Consider the following 15,024-nt stretch of genomic DNA (forward strand, 5'->3'; position numbering starts at 1 on the left):
TATCCGCCGTGTAGGCGGGTCTTCCCCACACGCGTGGGGTGTTTCTACTGCATCGACGCCTTGCGCTATGCACTGGAGTCTTCTCCACACACGTAGGGTGTACAACAAAGCCCCCTTCCTCACGGTTGGTGGCTCTCTCTTTTCTGTTCCCGGTAGCTCACATCGGGCCGATCAGTTTCATGATGAGCGCACCGATGCTGCCTGCCGCCGCAGCCACGCCAGCAAGTACGGACAGTCCCCCGGCGCGTTTGTTCTCCGCCGCTTCAAGTGCCGAAATACGGACATCCTGCCCGGCGATGCGTTTGCCGTGATCCTTGAGCTGCGTAATCACGATGTCGTCAAGGCGCTGGTTGGTGCCCGCGACTTCGGCCTTGAGCCCGGAAAGTTCGGCTTTCACTTCCCCGATTTCACGGACAAGCTGCACATCGTCGCTCATTGCGCCTCCTCAACGCTCTTAATCCACAGGAGCAGGTTCCCGGCCTCGCCTGCGGGCAGGTGCACCCATTCGCCGGGCTCGGTGAACGTCTCGCCCCGGTAGGTGTAGAACCACTCACCCGTCACGACGGCCCCCGGCGTCAAGGGGGCCGGGCTTGTCACGGCGGTCGGTTCCGCCCATCGAGCGCACCCACTCGCCGCCGGCGTCATCACAAACAGCAGCGCGATCAGCCTCGCGGCGTTCGCCGTACCGTTGGCGAAGCCACAGCTCGAGGAGCTCGACGAGAGAGGTGAGGAACTCAAGGACGGCCCGCACATCACTTCCCCGTCACGGCCCTGACTTCGGCCCGCACGGTTTCGGACTTGCCGTCCGCCACGGCGCCCTTGTTCTGCCCGAAATGCGCGGCAAGGGCGTGCGTCCAGCGGTAGAAGACGGCATAGGCCCCGGTCGTCCCTTTGGGCACGGGAAGCCAGATGGTCGCGACGGCAGCCACACCGCACAGGGACATGAGCACGGCGACGGCGGTAACGATCCACGAGGCTTCGGGGTACTGCGCTGCAAGGCTTGCCAGTGTCGAAAAAAGAAAATCAATCACGGTCTGTTCCATCAGTATTTGCCTCCCTGCTGGTAGAACGCCACGTCGCGCGGCTTGTCCGGGTCGTTGTCCACATGAATCCACGTCGGGGCCAGCTCGATGCGCCGGAACCCAGCTTCAAGCAACGCTTGAAGGATCGCGAAACGGGAATGGGAATCCACACAGCGGATGTCCACGGCGTAACCTCGCGTATGAGCGGAGGTGGGCACGCCGCCGACGGCCTTGTTGTGCCTGGCACAGCGGTAGGCGGAAGAAAGGGGGAACGGGATGCCCGCCAAATCGCGGGCCTCATCAAGCATCTGGAGCAGGTCGGCGTCCATCTTCTCCATGCCCGCGCCGCACCCGCACTTGCAGCGGAACTCGACCGGGGAGAAATGGCGCAAGGGAAGAACAGCCATAAAAAAATCCTCCTGCGTCCACTGTGCCACGGTGGGGCGTGAGGAGGCACCCTGAACTGGTTCCGGTGGATTCCGGGCACAAAAAAAGACAGGATGCAGAAACATCCCGTCCCCAGAGTGCATAATTATGCAATTCAGCCTTCGAGAACAGCGATCAAACGCCCCGATACCTCATCATCCATAAACTCGTCAGGCACCATGCCAATGCGCTCGAACCCTCTTGCTGCAATATCCAGCGCCCGCAACTGTGAGAGCAGCAAGACGCCCCTAACCGGAAGCCCCTCAGGGAGGGCAATCTCATCCGGCCTTCCTTTCTTCTTGGAAGTAATAGGAAGCACCCAGACAATTCCACCCATACGATCGTTAAATGTACTGGCGGATACGACTATGGCGGGACGCCGTTTTTGCTGTTCATGCCCTCTGGTGGGATCAAAATCCACCCAGATCAGCTCTCCTTTCTGTACGCTCATTGGCCAGCCTTCCCCATAAATTCGGCTTCAAGGCGTTCCCCGCCCACATCAGCCCCCCAATCAACCTCAGGATGCTCCTGAGCCGACTGAAAACTATCCAGCACCTCTTCCAGGGCATACCGCTTGACCTTGCGGACTTTTCTCAGGGTAATGACACCATTCACCAGTTCGATGTTGACGGAGTCCCCTTCCCTGAGGTTGCTCTCTTCAAGCACGCCCTTCGGGATTCTCAATGCAAGGCTGTTGCCCCACTTGGAAACAGTAGCGGTGTTCATGGCTATCCTCCTCTTATGGATATACGGTATATCCATATACATAGATAGTCAATCTCATCACCACAGCCTGAGCTGCACCTGCGGCTTGGGCTGTTCCTTTACCTGCCGGGCGAGGATGCGCACATAGCGTTCCGTTACGCCGAGTTCGAGGGCGATACGTCCCGGCGACTTCCCGGTTTCCAACATGCGGACGATCCTGTCCTTGAACGGCTCGCCCTTGCGCCTGTTCGGAAGCGTCACCCGGAGTCCCCCGAAGGCTGCGCAGAGCCTTTCCATGCGCTCCGGCCCGATGACGGCGGAAAGCGGGGAACCCGCAACGGGCTTGCGGGGAATGTACGTGGATACCCCACCCATGGCCCTACGCCGTGGCGCTCCATGAGCAGGGCCAGCATCCCGGCCTTGGAAAGCCGACGCCCCGGCACCGAATCGCTGCACGCGAACCCGGCTAGGTACGGCAGGAGGCCCCGCACGTCGAGCAAACGGCGGGTTACGTCCTCCGGCTTGTTGGTAGCCACAAACAGCCGGCAGCCCCGTCCCGACAGCCGCTCGAACAGCGGCGGTATGCCGGGGAAGGCCGGGCTTTCCTCAAAGGGGCAGGCGCGGTAGCGCGCCCGATAGATGCGGACGATGCGCCCCAGATCCGCAGGGGCCAGATCCGGGCAGATCCCGCGGATGATGTCTTCCAGCAGCGGCCCAATGCGCCCTTTGTCCAGTTCGGGCACGGCGAGCCCTTCCTCCCGCAGCACGCCGCCGAGCAGCCGCAAGATATCGGGGGCGCTGTCCACCAGCGTCCCATCCAAGTCAAAAAACCAGTCGGCGTAGCGTTCCGCTCCACATCCCGTCATGGGGCCTCCTGTGTGTTGCGGTGGGCGGCAAAACCGCCTCGGCAGAATAGACGCAGCACATTCGGAAGCGGGGAGGCAAGCGCAGGCACCAGCCAGCATATGGCCTTGCTTCTTATGTATCCCGTTGGCGGTTGTCAATCGCCGTCCGGCGGAAGGGAGGCTGAGGGGGCACCTCCGGCGGCGAAGGGCACAAACGCATTGGGGAAGGGAGGAAAACTGCCGCTGAAGAGGCCCCCCTTCCCTAAATTGCCAGTACGGAACTCTCTGCTTTCCAAAGCGTCTTGCGCTTACCGCCCCTGAAAAACACTGTCTGGAGCGGCATGGCTTCAAAACCGAGCGTCCGAAACGCCACTTGAAAAACATAGGTGCGCCATAGGAAACGGTTGATGCCTTATTTCTTGAAATTCCAAAGAATAAAACGCCCCAATCATGGGTTCATCAGCGAAAAAACTTGATACAAAATCTATATTTTCAATATATTACAAAAATAGGCTCTGTCATGGCACATGGTTGTTTTGTCTCGGCAATATGCTGAAAAATATATGCTTTTTCTCCAATTTTCCGCTGGCGGGCTCCATGACTGGGGGATTTTATTGGTTATCCATTTGGAATTTCAAGAGATAAAGCATCAACCGTTTTCTATGACACAGCCCAAAAATAAAGCAACCACATGCTATGACAGAGCCAAAACATTACCCACAAAAAAAGCCTCTCCGCCATAGACGGAAAGGCTGTTAAGGATGCGATGCAGAGGCTTACTTCTTGGGCCGCTGGGTATAATGCAGGCCCATAGACATGGACAGATCCCGATAAAAATCAAACTCGGACTGGAGGAAGGCATCGGCCTCGCTTGGGGGCAGCCAAGCGAGAATCTCGTAATTCTCCTCGGCGGACTTCTTCATGGCCGGGCTGTCCAACGCCTGCTCGGAAGCCTTGGCGAGCTTTTCCACAATGGCGTCCGGGGTATCCTTGTTCACCACGAGGACACGCCAGCTCGTCTGGGAGAAATCATAGCCGAGCTCGCGCAGGGTCGGCACATCGGGCAGCATGGCGAGGCGTTCCAGCGCAAACGTCGCCAAAGGAAAAAACATCGACCGTTTTCTATGATGCAGCCAAACAGCATTCCTTTTATTTGCCGCTTGACAATTTTTCAGAGCCATGTTTCATGGTACGCTTGAATAAAACAATCTTTTATATCATTTCAACAGGTTGAAGTATCATGATCGGACCGATTGCAGACAGTTGCGCCCTTTTCATCGGCGGGCTTGCCGGAACCCTCTTCTCCGGGTTCATCCCGAAGCGCGTCAAGGAAACCCTTCCCCTCATCTTCGGCGTGATCACGCTGTGCATGGGCTCCACCCTCGTCAACAAGGCTTCCTCGCTCCCCGTCGTGGTCATGGCCCTCATCGTGGGTTCCGTCATCGGCGAGCTCGTCTTTGCCGAGTCTTTTCTCGCCAAGTGCATCAGGGCGCTGTTCCGTCTCGCGAAAAGCAAGCACTGCGGGAATGAGGCGTACATCGTGAACATCATCACCCTTGTTTCCGCCTTTTGCTTCGGCAGCATGGGCATCTTCGGCGCGATAAACGAAGGCATCACCGGATCCACGGATATCCTCCTCACCAAGGCCGTTCTCGATCTGTTCAGCGGCATTGTTTTCGGGACGCTTTTCGGCCTGTCGGTCAGCCTCATCGCCATACCCCAGTTCGCCATCCTCGCCCTGCTCTATGCTTCCGCCGCCTCCCTCGCCCCGTATATGACGCCGGGCATGCTCGGTGATTTTACCGCCTGCGGCGGCGTCATCTTCGTCGCCACGGGGCTGCGCATGTGCGGCATCAAAATCTTTCCCGTGATCAACATGCTGCCGTCCATGCTCATCATCATGCCGCTCTCCGCGCTGTGGGCGCGGTATGCCGTGTAGCAGCCGCACAGATCCCCATACCGCTCCATTTGCCCTCCAACGGATGGGAGGTCTGGCAATCCCCCGATTGCCTGCGCAGCCATTGCGGGATCACGCATGGACACGCGCAGGTAATAGTGGCGCACAGGCTTCTTCCTTGTTGGGGGCCGGACGTGGCTATGGGCATGGGATACATGGCCTGAAGGTTATCCCCGGTACGGTAAGCGGCCTCGTGCTCTATGCGCATGGCCTGAAGGCGGGGATTGCCCCACCGCACGGGTCATAGGGTGCATTGCCGGTTGCCGAGTATGGAGGGCTCAGGATCACGGCATCGACACGCGCATAGGTACATAGCCATGCCATCGGATAACATCAATTTGACAAAAGTAACACCTTGCCCTATACACAGGCATCGCGGCACGCTTAGGGAACCGATGCGGACGGCGGCGGGGACGCTTTCTCCGTTTTTCCTTTTCATATCAGGACGTAATCCGTTTATGGGCATGAAGGGAATCCGTCCGCACCCAGCGTGCGCTTGATGCGGGAAGCCTCTCATTGACACCGCCGGCGGTGCCCGATATATCTCGTATTACATTTTTTATACACGTAACACTCAAATCTCTATCTAAGAAAACAATGTGTTACGAAACAGGTTCGGCACAGTCCGAAGGATTGCGCTCCAAGGAAGGCAGACCATGAACGGCAGGCAGATGATGGCTTCTCTCGCACGGAAAACGCTGGTGTTCATCGCCATGATGTTTCTGTTGTCGCTGATCGTTTTCTACGTATCCCGCCTGACCCCCGGTGATCCGCTCCAATCCTTCTACGGCGACGCCATGCAGTCCATGACGACCGCCGAACTGGACGCCGCGCGGGAACGGCTGGGGCTGGACGGCCCCATCTGGGGGCAATACGCCAAATGGATCGGCAACGTCATGCAGGGGGATTTCGGCATCTCCCTGAAATACAAGCGCCCCGTCCTCGACGTCGTTTCCCCGCTCATCGGCAATACGCTCATGCTCGGCGGCATCGCCTACGCGCTGGTCTTTCTGCTCGCCATCGCGCTGGCCCTTTTCTGCGCCCGGTTCGAGGACACCTTCATGGATCGGTTCGTCTGCCGCATCGGTACGGTGGCCTTCTATGTGCCCGCCTTCTGGATGGGCGTGGTGCTGGTGCTCGTTTTCAGCGTCAACCTCAAGCTCCTGCCGAGCAGCGGGGCCTACGGGATCGGGAAATCCGGCGACGTGGCCGACCGCCTGCGCCACCTCGTCCTGCCGCTCATCGTCATGGTGGCGAGCCACCTGTGGTATTACGCCTATATGATCCGCAACAAGCTGCTGGATGAAGTCCGCCGCGACTACGTGCTGCTGGCACGGGCCAAGGGGCTTGGGAAGACGCGGGTTCTGCTGAGCCACTGCCTGCGGAACGTGCTCCCCACCATCGTCAGCATCATGGCCATATCCATCCCCCACGTCCTGAGCGGCACCTATGTGGCGGAATCCGTATTCAACTATCCGGGCATCGGCCTGCTTGCCGTATCCAGCGCCAAATACCACGACTACAACCTGCTGATGCTCATGGTGCTGATCACCGGGGCCATGGTCATGCTGAGCAGCCTCGTCGCGCAGGCCGTCAACGAAGTCATCGATCCGCGCATGAAATCTTCCGACGGGGTCGTGTGCTGATGGACGCCCCTTCCAACGACGCCTTCACCATCGTCGGGGCCGGGTACAGGACGCACAGGCCCGCCGTACGGAAAAAAGGCTTTTGGGAACGGCTGAAAGGCAAGCCCGTCCTCTCCGTTGCCGTCTTTTCCGTGATCGCCCTCGGCTGCCTTTTTTCCGGCCTGATCATCAACCATGATCCCGCCGAATTCTTCCTCATGAACGTCAACGAGGCCCCCAATGCCGAATTCTGGTTCGGCACGGACTCCCTTGGGCGGGACATCTACTCGATCATCTGGTACGGCGGCAGGGCCTCCATCTCCATCGGGCTCATGAGCGCGGCGGTCATTACCCTTATCGGGGTCTTCTACGGCTGCCTGTCCGGGGCCGCTTCCGGCGTCGTGGACGGCGCCATGATGCGGGCCGTGGAACTCCTGCAAAGCGTCCCGGTTCTCCTGTCCCTGCTGCTGATCCTTTCCCTCATGGGCAAGCAGAACGAGCTCACCATTGCGCTCGTCATCGGCGTCACCGGCTGGTTCCCCCTGTCCCGCATCGTCAGGAGCGAAGTCCGGCAGATCCGCAACAGCGAGTACATCCTCGCCTCGCGCTGCATGGGGGCCGGTTTCCCTTTCATCATGCGCAGGCACCTCATCCCGAACTTCGTGTCGGCGATCATGTTCGTGGTCATCTCCAGCATCAGCACCAGCATGGCGATGGAAGCAACCCTGAGCTTCCTCGGCCTCGGCCTGCCCACCGACGTGCTCTCGTGGGGCAGCATGCTCGCGCTGGCCGACCGCGCCCTTCTCCTCAACTCGTGGTGGGTCATCCTCATCCCCGGCGTCTTCCTTGTGGTTACGCTGCTGAGCATCACCAGCATCGGCCATTACTTCCGAAAAAGAAGCAACCAAGGGCCAAGCAACCTGTAACCGCAGGTCGCCTTTTTAATAGGTAACGTACGACAATCCGAAAAGGAGCATCCCGTGAAGAGGAACGGACTGACCGCTTTGGTCTTAAAAACGGCCCGCTGGGGCCTCATGAGCCTGGCGCTCTGCCTTGCCTGGGCGCCCGCCTACGCCGCCGACGAAATGGCGAACACCCTTGTCTACGCCGGGGAAAACGAGGACACCATCAACCCCCTGCTCAACAACCATCAGGAACTGCCCACAATCATCTTTTCCGGCCTGATGAAGTACGACGCCAAAGGCCAGCCGGTTCCCGAACTCGCCGAGAGCTTCACCTATGACAAGGGGACGCATACCTATACCTTCAAGCTGCGCGACGGCGTGAAGTGGCACGACGGCAAGCCCCTTACCGTGGATGACATCCTGTTCACCTACGGCGCGCTGACCAAGGACAAGACGCTGGCCTCATCCATCACCAGCAACTACGAGGACATCAAATCGATCAGCGCGCCAGACGCCCATACCGTGGCCTTCACCTTGTCCAAGCCCAACGCCGCCATGCTGGACAACTTCACCATCGGCATCCTGCCCAAGCACCTGTTCGCGGGCAAAGACATCAACACCGCCCCCGCCAACCAGCACCCCGTGGGCACCGGGCGCTACAAGTTCGTGGAGTGGGACACCGCCGGCGGCATGATCATCCTTGAAAAGAACAAGGACTATTACGGCAAGGTGCCGAACATCGACCGGCTCGTCTACAAGACCGTCGCCGTCGAAAGCACCAAGGCCCTCATGCTTCAGTCCGGGGAAGCGGATCTCGCGTGGCTGAACGCCAAGTATGCGGACACGTTCCGGGGCAAGGACGGCTACAAGAATATCGACTTCGCCACCGCCGACTACCGCTCCGCCGCCATGGATTTCCACACCGACTTCTGGAAGCGGAACGGCGACTCCATCGGCGTGCTGAACTACGCCCTGAACAAGGAAGCCATCGCCAAAAGCGTGCTGAACGGACAAGGGTTCCCCGCGTTCAGCCCCATCCAGATGAACGCCTACGGCGGCAACAAGGCTGCGGACATCTACCCCTACGATCTCAAAAAGTTCGCCGCCGAAATGGAAAAGCTCGGCTGGAAGAAGGGCAAGGACGGCATCTACGAGCGCAACGGGCAGAAGTTCTCGTTCACGATTCAGGTCCGGGACTATGAGGAAGAGCGCGTGGACATCGCCAAGGTCATCGCCAACGAGCTGAAGAAAGCCGGTGTCGACATGCAGATCGTCCTCGTCACCAAGTTTGACTGGAAGGCCGGGTATAACGGGTTCCTCGCCGGGTTCGCCGCCGAATTCGACCCGGACGGCGTCTACAAGGACTTCGTCACCGGGGCCAGCGACAACACGATGGCCTATTCCAACCCCAAGGTCGACGAGCTGCTGAAAAAGGGCCGCGCCACCGAAGATCCGGCCCAGCGCAAGGCCATCTACGCCCAGTTTGAGGAAGCCTATGCCGAACGCCCCGGACACCTGCTGTTCGCGTACCTGAACGGCAACTACGTCAGCATCGCCGGGCTGGAAGGGCTTGATGCCACGCGCGTTCTCGGCCACCATGCCGTGGGCGTCATGTGGAACATCGAAGACTGGACGCTGAACCGTTGACCGTACGCGGCAGGGCCGTCCGGGACATCCGGGCGGCCCCGGCCGCCTTTTCAGGGCACCGACTTTGCAGAGCACCGGGGAAGACATGGATACCGTATTGGAGCTGGAAAACGTTTCCGTTCACTTCGACACGCCCGACGGAACCGTTCAGGCCGTCCGGGACGTTTCGCTGTCCCTCAAAAGCGGCGAAACGCTCGCCATCGTGGGCGAATCAGGATGCGGCAAGTCCGTCTTGTGCAAATCGGTCATGAAGCTCCTGCCCGGCAATGCCCGGATCAGCGGCAAAATGCTCATCGACGGCAAAGACATTGCCCCCTATACCGAAAAGCAGATGCGGACGCTGCGCGGCTCCCTGTTTTCCATGCTGTTCCAAGACCCCATGACCACCCTGAACCCCACGATCCCCATCGGGAAACAGATCACGGAAGCCGTGCTGAAGCACCGCAGGATGAGCCGGGAAGACGCGCAAAAGCTGGCCGTGGACATGCTCCACCGCGTGGGCATCGACGATCCGGCCCAACGGATGCTCCTCCAGCCGCACTATTTTTCCGGGGGGATGCGCCAGCGGTGCGTGCTGGCCATCGCGCTGGCCCTGAACCCGCGCATCCTCTTCGCCGACGAGCCCACTACGGCGCTTGATGTGACCGTGCAGGCGCAGATGCTCGACCTGCTGCGCGACATCCAGCGCAAGACCGGCATCGGCATCGTGCTGGTTTCGCACGATCTGGGCGTGGTCGCCCGCGTCGCGGATCGGGTCGCCGTGATGTACGCCGGGAAGATCGTCGAGATCGGAACCGCCGAGGAAATTTTTTACGACCCGCGCCACCCGTACACATGGGGGCTGTTGGGGGCCCTTCCCTCCCAGGCCGTGGAAAACGGGGAACTTAAGGGGATTCCGGGCATGCCGCCGACGCTCCTTGATCCGCCTCCGGGGGACGCCTTCGCCGAACGCAACCGGTACGCCATGAAAATCGACTACGAACGGATGCCCCCGATGTTCCGCGTTTCCGAAACCCACAGCGCCGCAACATGGCTTTTGGATGAAAGGGCGCCCGCGGTCACGCCTCCCGTCACCATCAAACGCCGTGGTATGATCCATTGAAAAATCCGGTTCTTTTATCCGTCAGGAATTACAAGCAGCATTTCCCCATCAACAAGTCCCTGACGGTGCGCGCCGTCAACGGGATTTCCTTCGACCTGCGCAGGGGGGAAATCTTCGGGCTGGTCGGGGAATCCGGCTGCGGCAAATCGACGGTGGCGCGCGCCATCATGGGCATTTATACCCCGACGGAAGGCGAGATTTACTTCAAGGGCTTCCTGATCTCGGAAAAGCGCTCCTACCGGGAGCACAAGAAAGATATCCAGCGCAACATGCAGGTCATCTTTCAAGACTCCGCGGCGGCCCTGAACCCTCGCATGAAGGTCGCCGACATCATTGCGGAACCCTTGGTCATCAATCGCCTGTATCCAGATAAGGGCCGGATGCGGGCCGAAGTGGACAAGCTGCTTACGCTTGTCGGGCTGGACACCAGCTACGGCAACAAGTTCCCCGCCGAGATCTCCGGCGGGCAGCGCCAGCGCGTCGCCATCGCCCGCAGCATAGCCGTCAACCCCGAACTGATCGTTGCCGACGAGCCCGTCGCGTCGCTCGACGTTTCCATACAGGCGCAGATCGTCTCCCTCTTCCAGCACTTGCAGCGGCAGCACGGCTTCACGTTCCTGTTCATCGCGCACGACCTGTCGATGGTCCGTTACCTCTGCGACCGCGTGGGCGTCATGTACGAGGGCAAGCTGGTGGAGCTCGCCCCGGCGAAAGAACTTTTTGGGAACCCCCTGCATCCCTATACCCGTGCGCTGCTTTCCGCCATCCCCGTGCCTGACCCTGTTTACGAACGCTCAAAAACGATCATTCCCTACACGCATGAAACGGCGGATCTGAGCGGGGCATGGCGTGAAGTCCTGCCGGAACATTTCCTGCTCACCCGGAACGGGTAAAGCCCATCGCGGACGGATTTTTCCCCCCACCCAGAACGGCAAAGCCGCATCACACAAATATATCACACAAATATTTGGTATTCTGCCCCCGGAACGGGTAAGGCCCATCATGGGAGGATTCCCTCCCCGAAGCGAGTAACGCAATATCACGCAACTATTGGTTATCCAGCCCACCCGGATGAAGTAAGGCCGCAAATACCGGATAATTGAACATCCTGCCCAGCCGAAATAGGTAAGACCCATTGCGGACGGATTTTTCCCCCCACCCGGAGCGGCAAAGCCGTATCACACAAATATTTGGTATTCTGCCCCCGGAAGGGGGTAAGGCTCATATGGGAGGATTCCCTCCCCGAAACGAGTAACGCAACATCATGCAACTATTGGTTATCCTGCCAACCCGGATGAAGTAAGGCCGCAAATACCGGATGTTTGAACATCCTGCCCAGCCGAAACGGATAAGGCCCATCGCGGACGGATTTTTCCACCAACCCGAAGCGGGCAAAGCCGCATCACGTAACTATTTGGTATTCTGCCCCCGGAAGGGGGTAAGACCCATCATGGAAGGATTCCCTCCCCGAAGCGAGTAACGCAATATCACGCAAATATTGGTATATCCAGCCCACCCGGATGAAGTAAGGCCGCAAATACCGGATGATTGAACATCCTGCCCAGCCGAAACGGGTAAGGCCCATCGCGGACGGATTTTTCCACCCACCCGGAGCGGCAAAGCCGTATACTGGAGGATTTGGCATTCCATCCCCCGCTCCTTCAGGCAGCATTTTCTTACGGACGGCGGCCGTTTCATGAAAAAACAAGGCCCTGTCATGGCGTGCGGCTATTTTATGTTTGTATTATATTGAAAATACAGATTTTTTATTGAATTTTCCGCCGGCAGACTTCATGACTGAAGCATGTTATTGGTTATGCCTTTGGAACTTCAAGAAAGCATCAACCCTTTCCTATGGCACAGCCAAAAAACAAAAAGGATAGACACATGACCAAGGAATTGAACTGCTGCGGATTGGCCTGCCCCGAACCCGTCATTCGTTGCCGCAGGCTGCTGGAAGAAGAAAAGCCCGCCTCGCTGCGCGTGCTTGTGGACAATACGGCGGCTTCGGAGAATGTGGGCCGTTTTCTTGGCAGGAGCGGCTATTCCGTGGACGTGCGGCAAGAGGGGGCCTCCCTGTGGGCCGTTTCCGCCACGGCATGCGGATGCCGCGTCACCGAGCCGGAACCCGCCGCCGCATCCCTCACGCCCGGCAAGACGCTGGTGCTCATCACCACCGAAACCTTCGGGCGCGGGGATGATGAACTTGGCGAAAAACTGATGGGGAACTTCCTGTCCACCCTGACCGAGCTGGGTGAAAGCCTGTGGCGCGTCATCCTGCTGAACGGCGGCGTGAAGCTTGCCGCCGCCCCCGGCAAATCGCTGGACAGCCTGAAGGCCCTTGAAAGCGCGGGGACGGACATCCTCGTCTGCGGAACCTGCCTTGATTTCTACGGCCTCCTTGAGGCGAAGCAGGTCGGGCAGACCACCAATATGCTGGATGTCGTGACCAGCCTCGCGCTGGCCGACAAGGTCATCCGCCCGTAACCCCTTTCCTTTTGCCGGGAACGGCTTCAAGCCCCGTTTCCGGCGAAAACGGCTCGGCACTCCAAGGCTCCCCCTCCCATCACAAACCGGGAGGGGGGCATATCCCCGATACCCGACTGCCGCACAGACGCCCATCGGTTCCGACAGCAGCCTACTCCAAGATGGCCTGGATCGGGGCCATATTCGGCTTTCTTGGGTTTCCGCTGATGGGGCTGTCCTCGAAAAGACGATGCCACCCAATAATACGGCCCGCTAAGGATATGTCATGCGGTACCTTCTCTTGAGCCTGATTGCAGCCTGCCTTTGCAGTCAGGCGAATGCCCAAAGTGCCGTTGACAGCCAATGTACGGCAAAGGGTATAAAGCTCTACGGCAAAGTCCAAGTCGTGGATGCCCTTGCCGACATTACTGTACAACGGGTTTCCGCGCTTGCGGATCTCAAAGTCAAGGCAGTGGACGCCTTCCCCTACAACTGCGGAGAATGGGAATGGGTGGACAGCTTACCGGATTTTACCGTTCAATTCGTGGATGCGCTTCCCGATATTACCATTGAATTTGTAGATGCTTTTCCGGGGCGCCCATAATTTCCCGTACGCAGCCCGTTGCCGCAGCCCGCTCTGCCCCGGCTGGGCAGCTTCCCTTGTCTGCCGGAGGGGATGCGTACCCGGCGTTCCATGATGACGATGACGCCGATGCCGCCTTCGTTGGCCGAAGCGGATGGGATGCCCACCCAGCACTCCATCAGCATGCCTCCAACAGCAAAAGCCTCTGAACGGATGGGGAGATGTCCCAGTGTCCCCTGATACCGAGGCCAAGGGCGGACATACGTATATGGGCATGGTAAGGAACAGTTCTGAAAGGCTGTGCCATAAAAAATGGTTGATGCTTTTTTCCTTGAAGTTGCAAAGAAATAACCAACAAAATTCCTTTGTTATGGATTCCGCCAAGGGGAAATTGGAGAAAAAGGCTGCATTTCCACCGTGCTGTGGAGATAAGACAACCACATGCTATGACAGATCCTTTCCTTAAAGTTCCAAAGGAACAGCCAGCAAAATGCCTTAGCCATAGATTCCGACAACGGAAAAGCTAGATAAAAAAGCCGTATTTTCACCGTACTGTAGAGATAAACCACATCCTATGACAGAGCCTATTGCGTAACGACACCAATCAGTCCTTGGTATAGGGGCTTCCCCAAAAACAACTATCCGGTCATTTGTTGTTTCCCATAAAAAAAGACGGGGCACTTACCCCGTCTTCGTCCCCCTGAAGGAACGTCTCTCCCCGCCGTCCGTTCATGCGGACGACATGGCGGGGGAGGATGCCTTTCCCCAAACATCCTCCCCGGCGCCATACATAACCCTATTTCTTGCGGCTGCGCAACCAACGCTCGGCGGCAAGCGCGGCGACGGTGCCGTCGCTGACCGCCGTGGTGATCTGGCGGAACGGCTTTCGGTTGATGTCCCCCGCGCCGAATACGCCGGGAATATTGGTGGACATATCCTCACCCGCAAGGATGTAGCCCTTGTCATCAAGGGCGATCGCATCCTTGAACCACTCGTTGTTCGGGGACTGGCCGAGGAAGACGAAAATCCCGTCCACGGGCAGCGCGGTGCGTTCGCCGGTCTGCACGTTTTCGAGGATGGCGGCGGACAGCCTGCCGTCCGTGACTTCCACATCCACGACCTTGGTCGTCTTGAAGCCCTTCACGCGGGGATCGCCGAGCAGGGCGTCCTGCGTGGCCTCCGCCGCGAAGAAGCGATCCATGACTTCCACCACGGTCAGCTCGGCGACGCCGAGATTCAGGAGGTACAAGCCCTCGTCGAAGGCGCTGTTCCCGCCGCCGACCACGAGCACGCGCTTGCCCTTGTACGGGGCGCCGTCGCAGATCGCGCAGAAGTGCATCTGATCGCATTCGGTGGGCACGTCCAGCGCAATGGGCTTGCGGCCCGTCGCCAGAATGATCGCCGGGGCCTTGTAAACGATGCCGTCCCCATGCACGGCTTTCTCGTCTTCGCCAAGCTCAAGGCCGGTGACTTCAAACACTTCCTCGACTTCCACGCCCATGTGATCCACGTGTTCGCGCATCTTTTCCATGAGTTCCATGCCGTGGATCTCAGGGTAGGAGGGAAAATTCTCCACCGTATACGTCGAATTCACCAGCCCGCCCGTCACATTCGTTTCGAGGAGCACCACATCGAGGTTTGCGCGTTTCGCGTAGATCGCCGCCGTCATCCCGGCAGGCCCTCCGCCCAGTACGATGATGTCACAAGTACGTTCTTCCATTGCAAGCTCCTGATGGAAACT

The 15,024-nt window shown here is 58.9% G+C and carries 19 protein-coding genes; 8 read left to right on the forward strand and 11 right to left on the reverse strand.

The features are described from left to right. Positions 1 to 157: 157 nt before the first annotated feature. The 10 genes from AC6I1V_RS16570 to AC6I1V_RS16615 all read right to left on the reverse strand — a co-directional run bounded on the left by AC6I1V_RS16570 (position 158) and on the right by AC6I1V_RS16615 (position 4,110). Positions 158 to 436 (reverse strand): hypothetical protein, encoded by a 279-nt coding sequence (locus AC6I1V_RS16570; protein WP_486854747.1) that lies wholly within the window; start codon positions 434 to 436, stop codon positions 158 to 160. Then, positions 433 to 561, reverse strand: coding sequence for a hypothetical protein (locus AC6I1V_RS16575; RefSeq protein WP_486854746.1), 129 nt, complete (start codon positions 559 to 561; stop codon positions 433 to 435). The genes AC6I1V_RS16570 and AC6I1V_RS16575 overlap by 4 nt, the downstream gene beginning before the upstream one ends. Next, a complete protein-coding gene (locus tag AC6I1V_RS16580; RefSeq protein ID WP_486854745.1) occupies positions 551 to 751 on the reverse strand; it encodes a hypothetical protein in 201 nt (66 codons plus the stop codon). The genes AC6I1V_RS16575 and AC6I1V_RS16580 overlap by 11 nt, the downstream gene beginning before the upstream one ends. A 1-nt stretch (position 752) precedes the next feature. Then, complete coding sequence (locus AC6I1V_RS16585; protein ID WP_497737258.1) at positions 753 to 1,043, reverse strand: RNA-binding protein; 291 nt, start codon at positions 1,041 to 1,043, stop codon at positions 753 to 755. Continuing rightward, positions 1,043 to 1,429: a D-Ala-D-Ala carboxypeptidase family metallohydrolase gene (locus tag AC6I1V_RS16590; protein ID WP_486855089.1), complete on the reverse strand. Its 387-nt coding sequence runs from the start codon at positions 1,427 to 1,429 to the stop codon at positions 1,043 to 1,045. The genes AC6I1V_RS16585 and AC6I1V_RS16590 overlap by 1 nt, the downstream gene beginning before the upstream one ends. A gap of 134 nt (positions 1,430 to 1,563) precedes the next feature. Then, positions 1,564 to 1,899: a type II toxin-antitoxin system PemK/MazF family toxin gene (locus AC6I1V_RS16595; RefSeq protein ID WP_482333743.1), complete on the reverse strand. Its 336-nt coding sequence runs from the start codon at positions 1,897 to 1,899 to the stop codon at positions 1,564 to 1,566. After that, positions 1,896 to 2,174 carry an AbrB/MazE/SpoVT family DNA-binding domain-containing protein gene (locus AC6I1V_RS16600; protein WP_337430981.1) on the reverse strand — a complete coding sequence of 93 codons (279 nt, stop codon included), beginning with the start codon at positions 2,172 to 2,174 and terminating at the stop codon, positions 1,896 to 1,898. Before AC6I1V_RS16600 ends, AC6I1V_RS16595 begins: the two co-directional genes overlap by 4 nt. A 57-nt stretch (positions 2,175 to 2,231) precedes the next feature. Further along, positions 2,232 to 2,414: a hypothetical protein gene (locus AC6I1V_RS16605; protein WP_497737259.1), complete on the reverse strand. Its 183-nt coding sequence runs from the start codon at positions 2,412 to 2,414 to the stop codon at positions 2,232 to 2,234. Continuing rightward, the gene (locus AC6I1V_RS16610; protein WP_497737260.1) at positions 2,411 to 3,019 is read right to left on the reverse strand and encodes an HAD family hydrolase; all 609 of its coding nucleotides are present in this window, start codon (positions 3,017 to 3,019) and stop codon (positions 2,411 to 2,413) included. The genes AC6I1V_RS16605 and AC6I1V_RS16610 overlap by 4 nt, the downstream gene beginning before the upstream one ends. A 755-nt stretch (positions 3,020 to 3,774) precedes the next feature. After that, positions 3,775 to 4,110, reverse strand: a complete 336-nt coding sequence (locus AC6I1V_RS16615; RefSeq protein WP_497737261.1) for a tripartite tricarboxylate transporter substrate-binding protein — start codon at positions 4,108 to 4,110, stop codon at positions 3,775 to 3,777. A gap of 128 nt (positions 4,111 to 4,238) precedes the next feature. On the opposite strand from AC6I1V_RS16615, the gene AC6I1V_RS16620 reads away from it, so the two are divergent. From AC6I1V_RS16620 to AC6I1V_RS16655, 8 genes are all read left to right on the forward strand, one after another. Continuing rightward, positions 4,239 to 4,937, forward strand: coding sequence for a DUF554 domain-containing protein (locus AC6I1V_RS16620; protein ID WP_302554158.1), 699 nt, complete (start codon positions 4,239 to 4,241; stop codon positions 4,935 to 4,937). A gap of 674 nt (positions 4,938 to 5,611) precedes the next feature. Further along, positions 5,612 to 6,601 carry an ABC transporter permease gene (locus tag AC6I1V_RS16625; RefSeq protein ID WP_302554157.1) on the forward strand — a complete coding sequence of 330 codons (990 nt, stop codon included), beginning with the start codon at positions 5,612 to 5,614 and terminating at the stop codon, positions 6,599 to 6,601. Beyond that, complete coding sequence (locus tag AC6I1V_RS16630; RefSeq protein ID WP_486853444.1) at positions 6,601 to 7,506, forward strand: ABC transporter permease; 906 nt, start codon at positions 6,601 to 6,603, stop codon at positions 7,504 to 7,506. Before AC6I1V_RS16625 ends, AC6I1V_RS16630 begins: the two co-directional genes overlap by 1 nt. Positions 7,507 to 7,560: 54 nt before the next feature. Further along, positions 7,561 to 9,132, forward strand: coding sequence for an ABC transporter substrate-binding protein (locus tag AC6I1V_RS16635; RefSeq protein WP_486853443.1), 1,572 nt, complete (start codon positions 7,561 to 7,563; stop codon positions 9,130 to 9,132). Positions 9,133 to 9,217: 85 nt separating this feature from the next. Continuing rightward, on the forward strand, positions 9,218 to 10,234 hold the full coding sequence (locus tag AC6I1V_RS16640) for an ABC transporter ATP-binding protein (protein WP_486853442.1): 1,017 nt from the start codon (positions 9,218 to 9,220) through the stop codon (positions 10,232 to 10,234). Next, positions 10,231 to 11,127, forward strand: a complete 897-nt coding sequence (locus tag AC6I1V_RS16645) for an ATP-binding cassette domain-containing protein (RefSeq protein WP_302554153.1) — start codon at positions 10,231 to 10,233, stop codon at positions 11,125 to 11,127. The genes AC6I1V_RS16640 and AC6I1V_RS16645 overlap by 4 nt, the downstream gene beginning before the upstream one ends. Before the next feature lie 994 nt (positions 11,128 to 12,121). Further along, positions 12,122 to 12,721 carry a sulfurtransferase-like selenium metabolism protein YedF gene (yedF, locus tag AC6I1V_RS16650; protein ID WP_486853441.1) on the forward strand — a complete coding sequence of 200 codons (600 nt, stop codon included), beginning with the start codon at positions 12,122 to 12,124 and terminating at the stop codon, positions 12,719 to 12,721. A gap of 265 nt (positions 12,722 to 12,986) precedes the next feature. Beyond that, positions 12,987 to 13,304, forward strand: a complete 318-nt coding sequence (locus AC6I1V_RS16655; RefSeq protein ID WP_302553694.1) for a 7(1) septoil knot domain-containing protein — start codon at positions 12,987 to 12,989, stop codon at positions 13,302 to 13,304. A gap of 775 nt (positions 13,305 to 14,079) precedes the next feature. On the opposite strand, the gene AC6I1V_RS16660 is transcribed toward AC6I1V_RS16655, so the two are convergent. Continuing rightward, positions 14,080 to 15,003 (reverse strand): NAD(P)/FAD-dependent oxidoreductase, encoded by a 924-nt coding sequence (locus AC6I1V_RS16660; protein WP_302553692.1) that lies wholly within the window; start codon positions 15,001 to 15,003, stop codon positions 14,080 to 14,082. Positions 15,004 to 15,024: the final 21 nt, after the last annotated feature.

This window comes from Bilophila sp. T19-St14 (genome assembly GCF_059728385.1).

Coding starts and splice junctions, on each gene's coding strand:
- AC6I1V_RS16630 (WP_486853444.1), top strand. CDS start 6,601: ATGGACGCCCCTTCCAACGACGCCTTCACCATCGTCGGGGCCGGGTAC.
- AC6I1V_RS16620 (WP_302554158.1), top strand. CDS start 4,239: ATGATCGGACCGATTGCAGACAGTTGCGCCCTTTTCATCGGCGGGCTT.
- AC6I1V_RS16585 (WP_497737258.1), bottom strand. CDS start 1,043: ATGGAACAGACCGTGATTGATTTTCTTTTTTCGACACTGGCAAGCCTT.
- AC6I1V_RS16610 (WP_497737260.1), bottom strand. CDS start 3,019: ATGACGGGATGTGGAGCGGAACGCTACGCCGACTGGTTTTTTGACTTG.
- AC6I1V_RS16600 (WP_337430981.1), bottom strand. CDS start 2,174: ATGAACACCGCTACTGTTTCCAAGTGGGGCAACAGCCTTGCATTGAGA.
- AC6I1V_RS16625 (WP_302554157.1), top strand. CDS start 5,612: ATGAACGGCAGGCAGATGATGGCTTCTCTCGCACGGAAAACGCTGGTG.
- AC6I1V_RS16590 (WP_486855089.1), bottom strand. CDS start 1,429: ATGGCTGTTCTTCCCTTGCGCCATTTCTCCCCGGTCGAGTTCCGCTGC.
- AC6I1V_RS16640 (WP_486853442.1), top strand. CDS start 9,218: ATGGATACCGTATTGGAGCTGGAAAACGTTTCCGTTCACTTCGACACG.
- AC6I1V_RS16660 (WP_302553692.1), bottom strand. CDS start 15,003: ATGGAAGAACGTACTTGTGACATCATCGTACTGGGCGGAGGGCCTGCC.
- yedF (WP_486853441.1), top strand. CDS start 12,122: ATGACCAAGGAATTGAACTGCTGCGGATTGGCCTGCCCCGAACCCGTC.
- AC6I1V_RS16570 (WP_486854747.1), bottom strand. CDS start 436: ATGAGCGACGATGTGCAGCTTGTCCGTGAAATCGGGGAAGTGAAAGCC.
- AC6I1V_RS16595 (WP_482333743.1), bottom strand. CDS start 1,899: ATGAGCGTACAGAAAGGAGAGCTGATCTGGGTGGATTTTGATCCCACC.
- AC6I1V_RS16615 (WP_497737261.1), bottom strand. CDS start 4,110: ATGTTTTTTCCTTTGGCGACGTTTGCGCTGGAACGCCTCGCCATGCTG.
- AC6I1V_RS16655 (WP_302553694.1), top strand. CDS start 12,987: ATGCGGTACCTTCTCTTGAGCCTGATTGCAGCCTGCCTTTGCAGTCAG.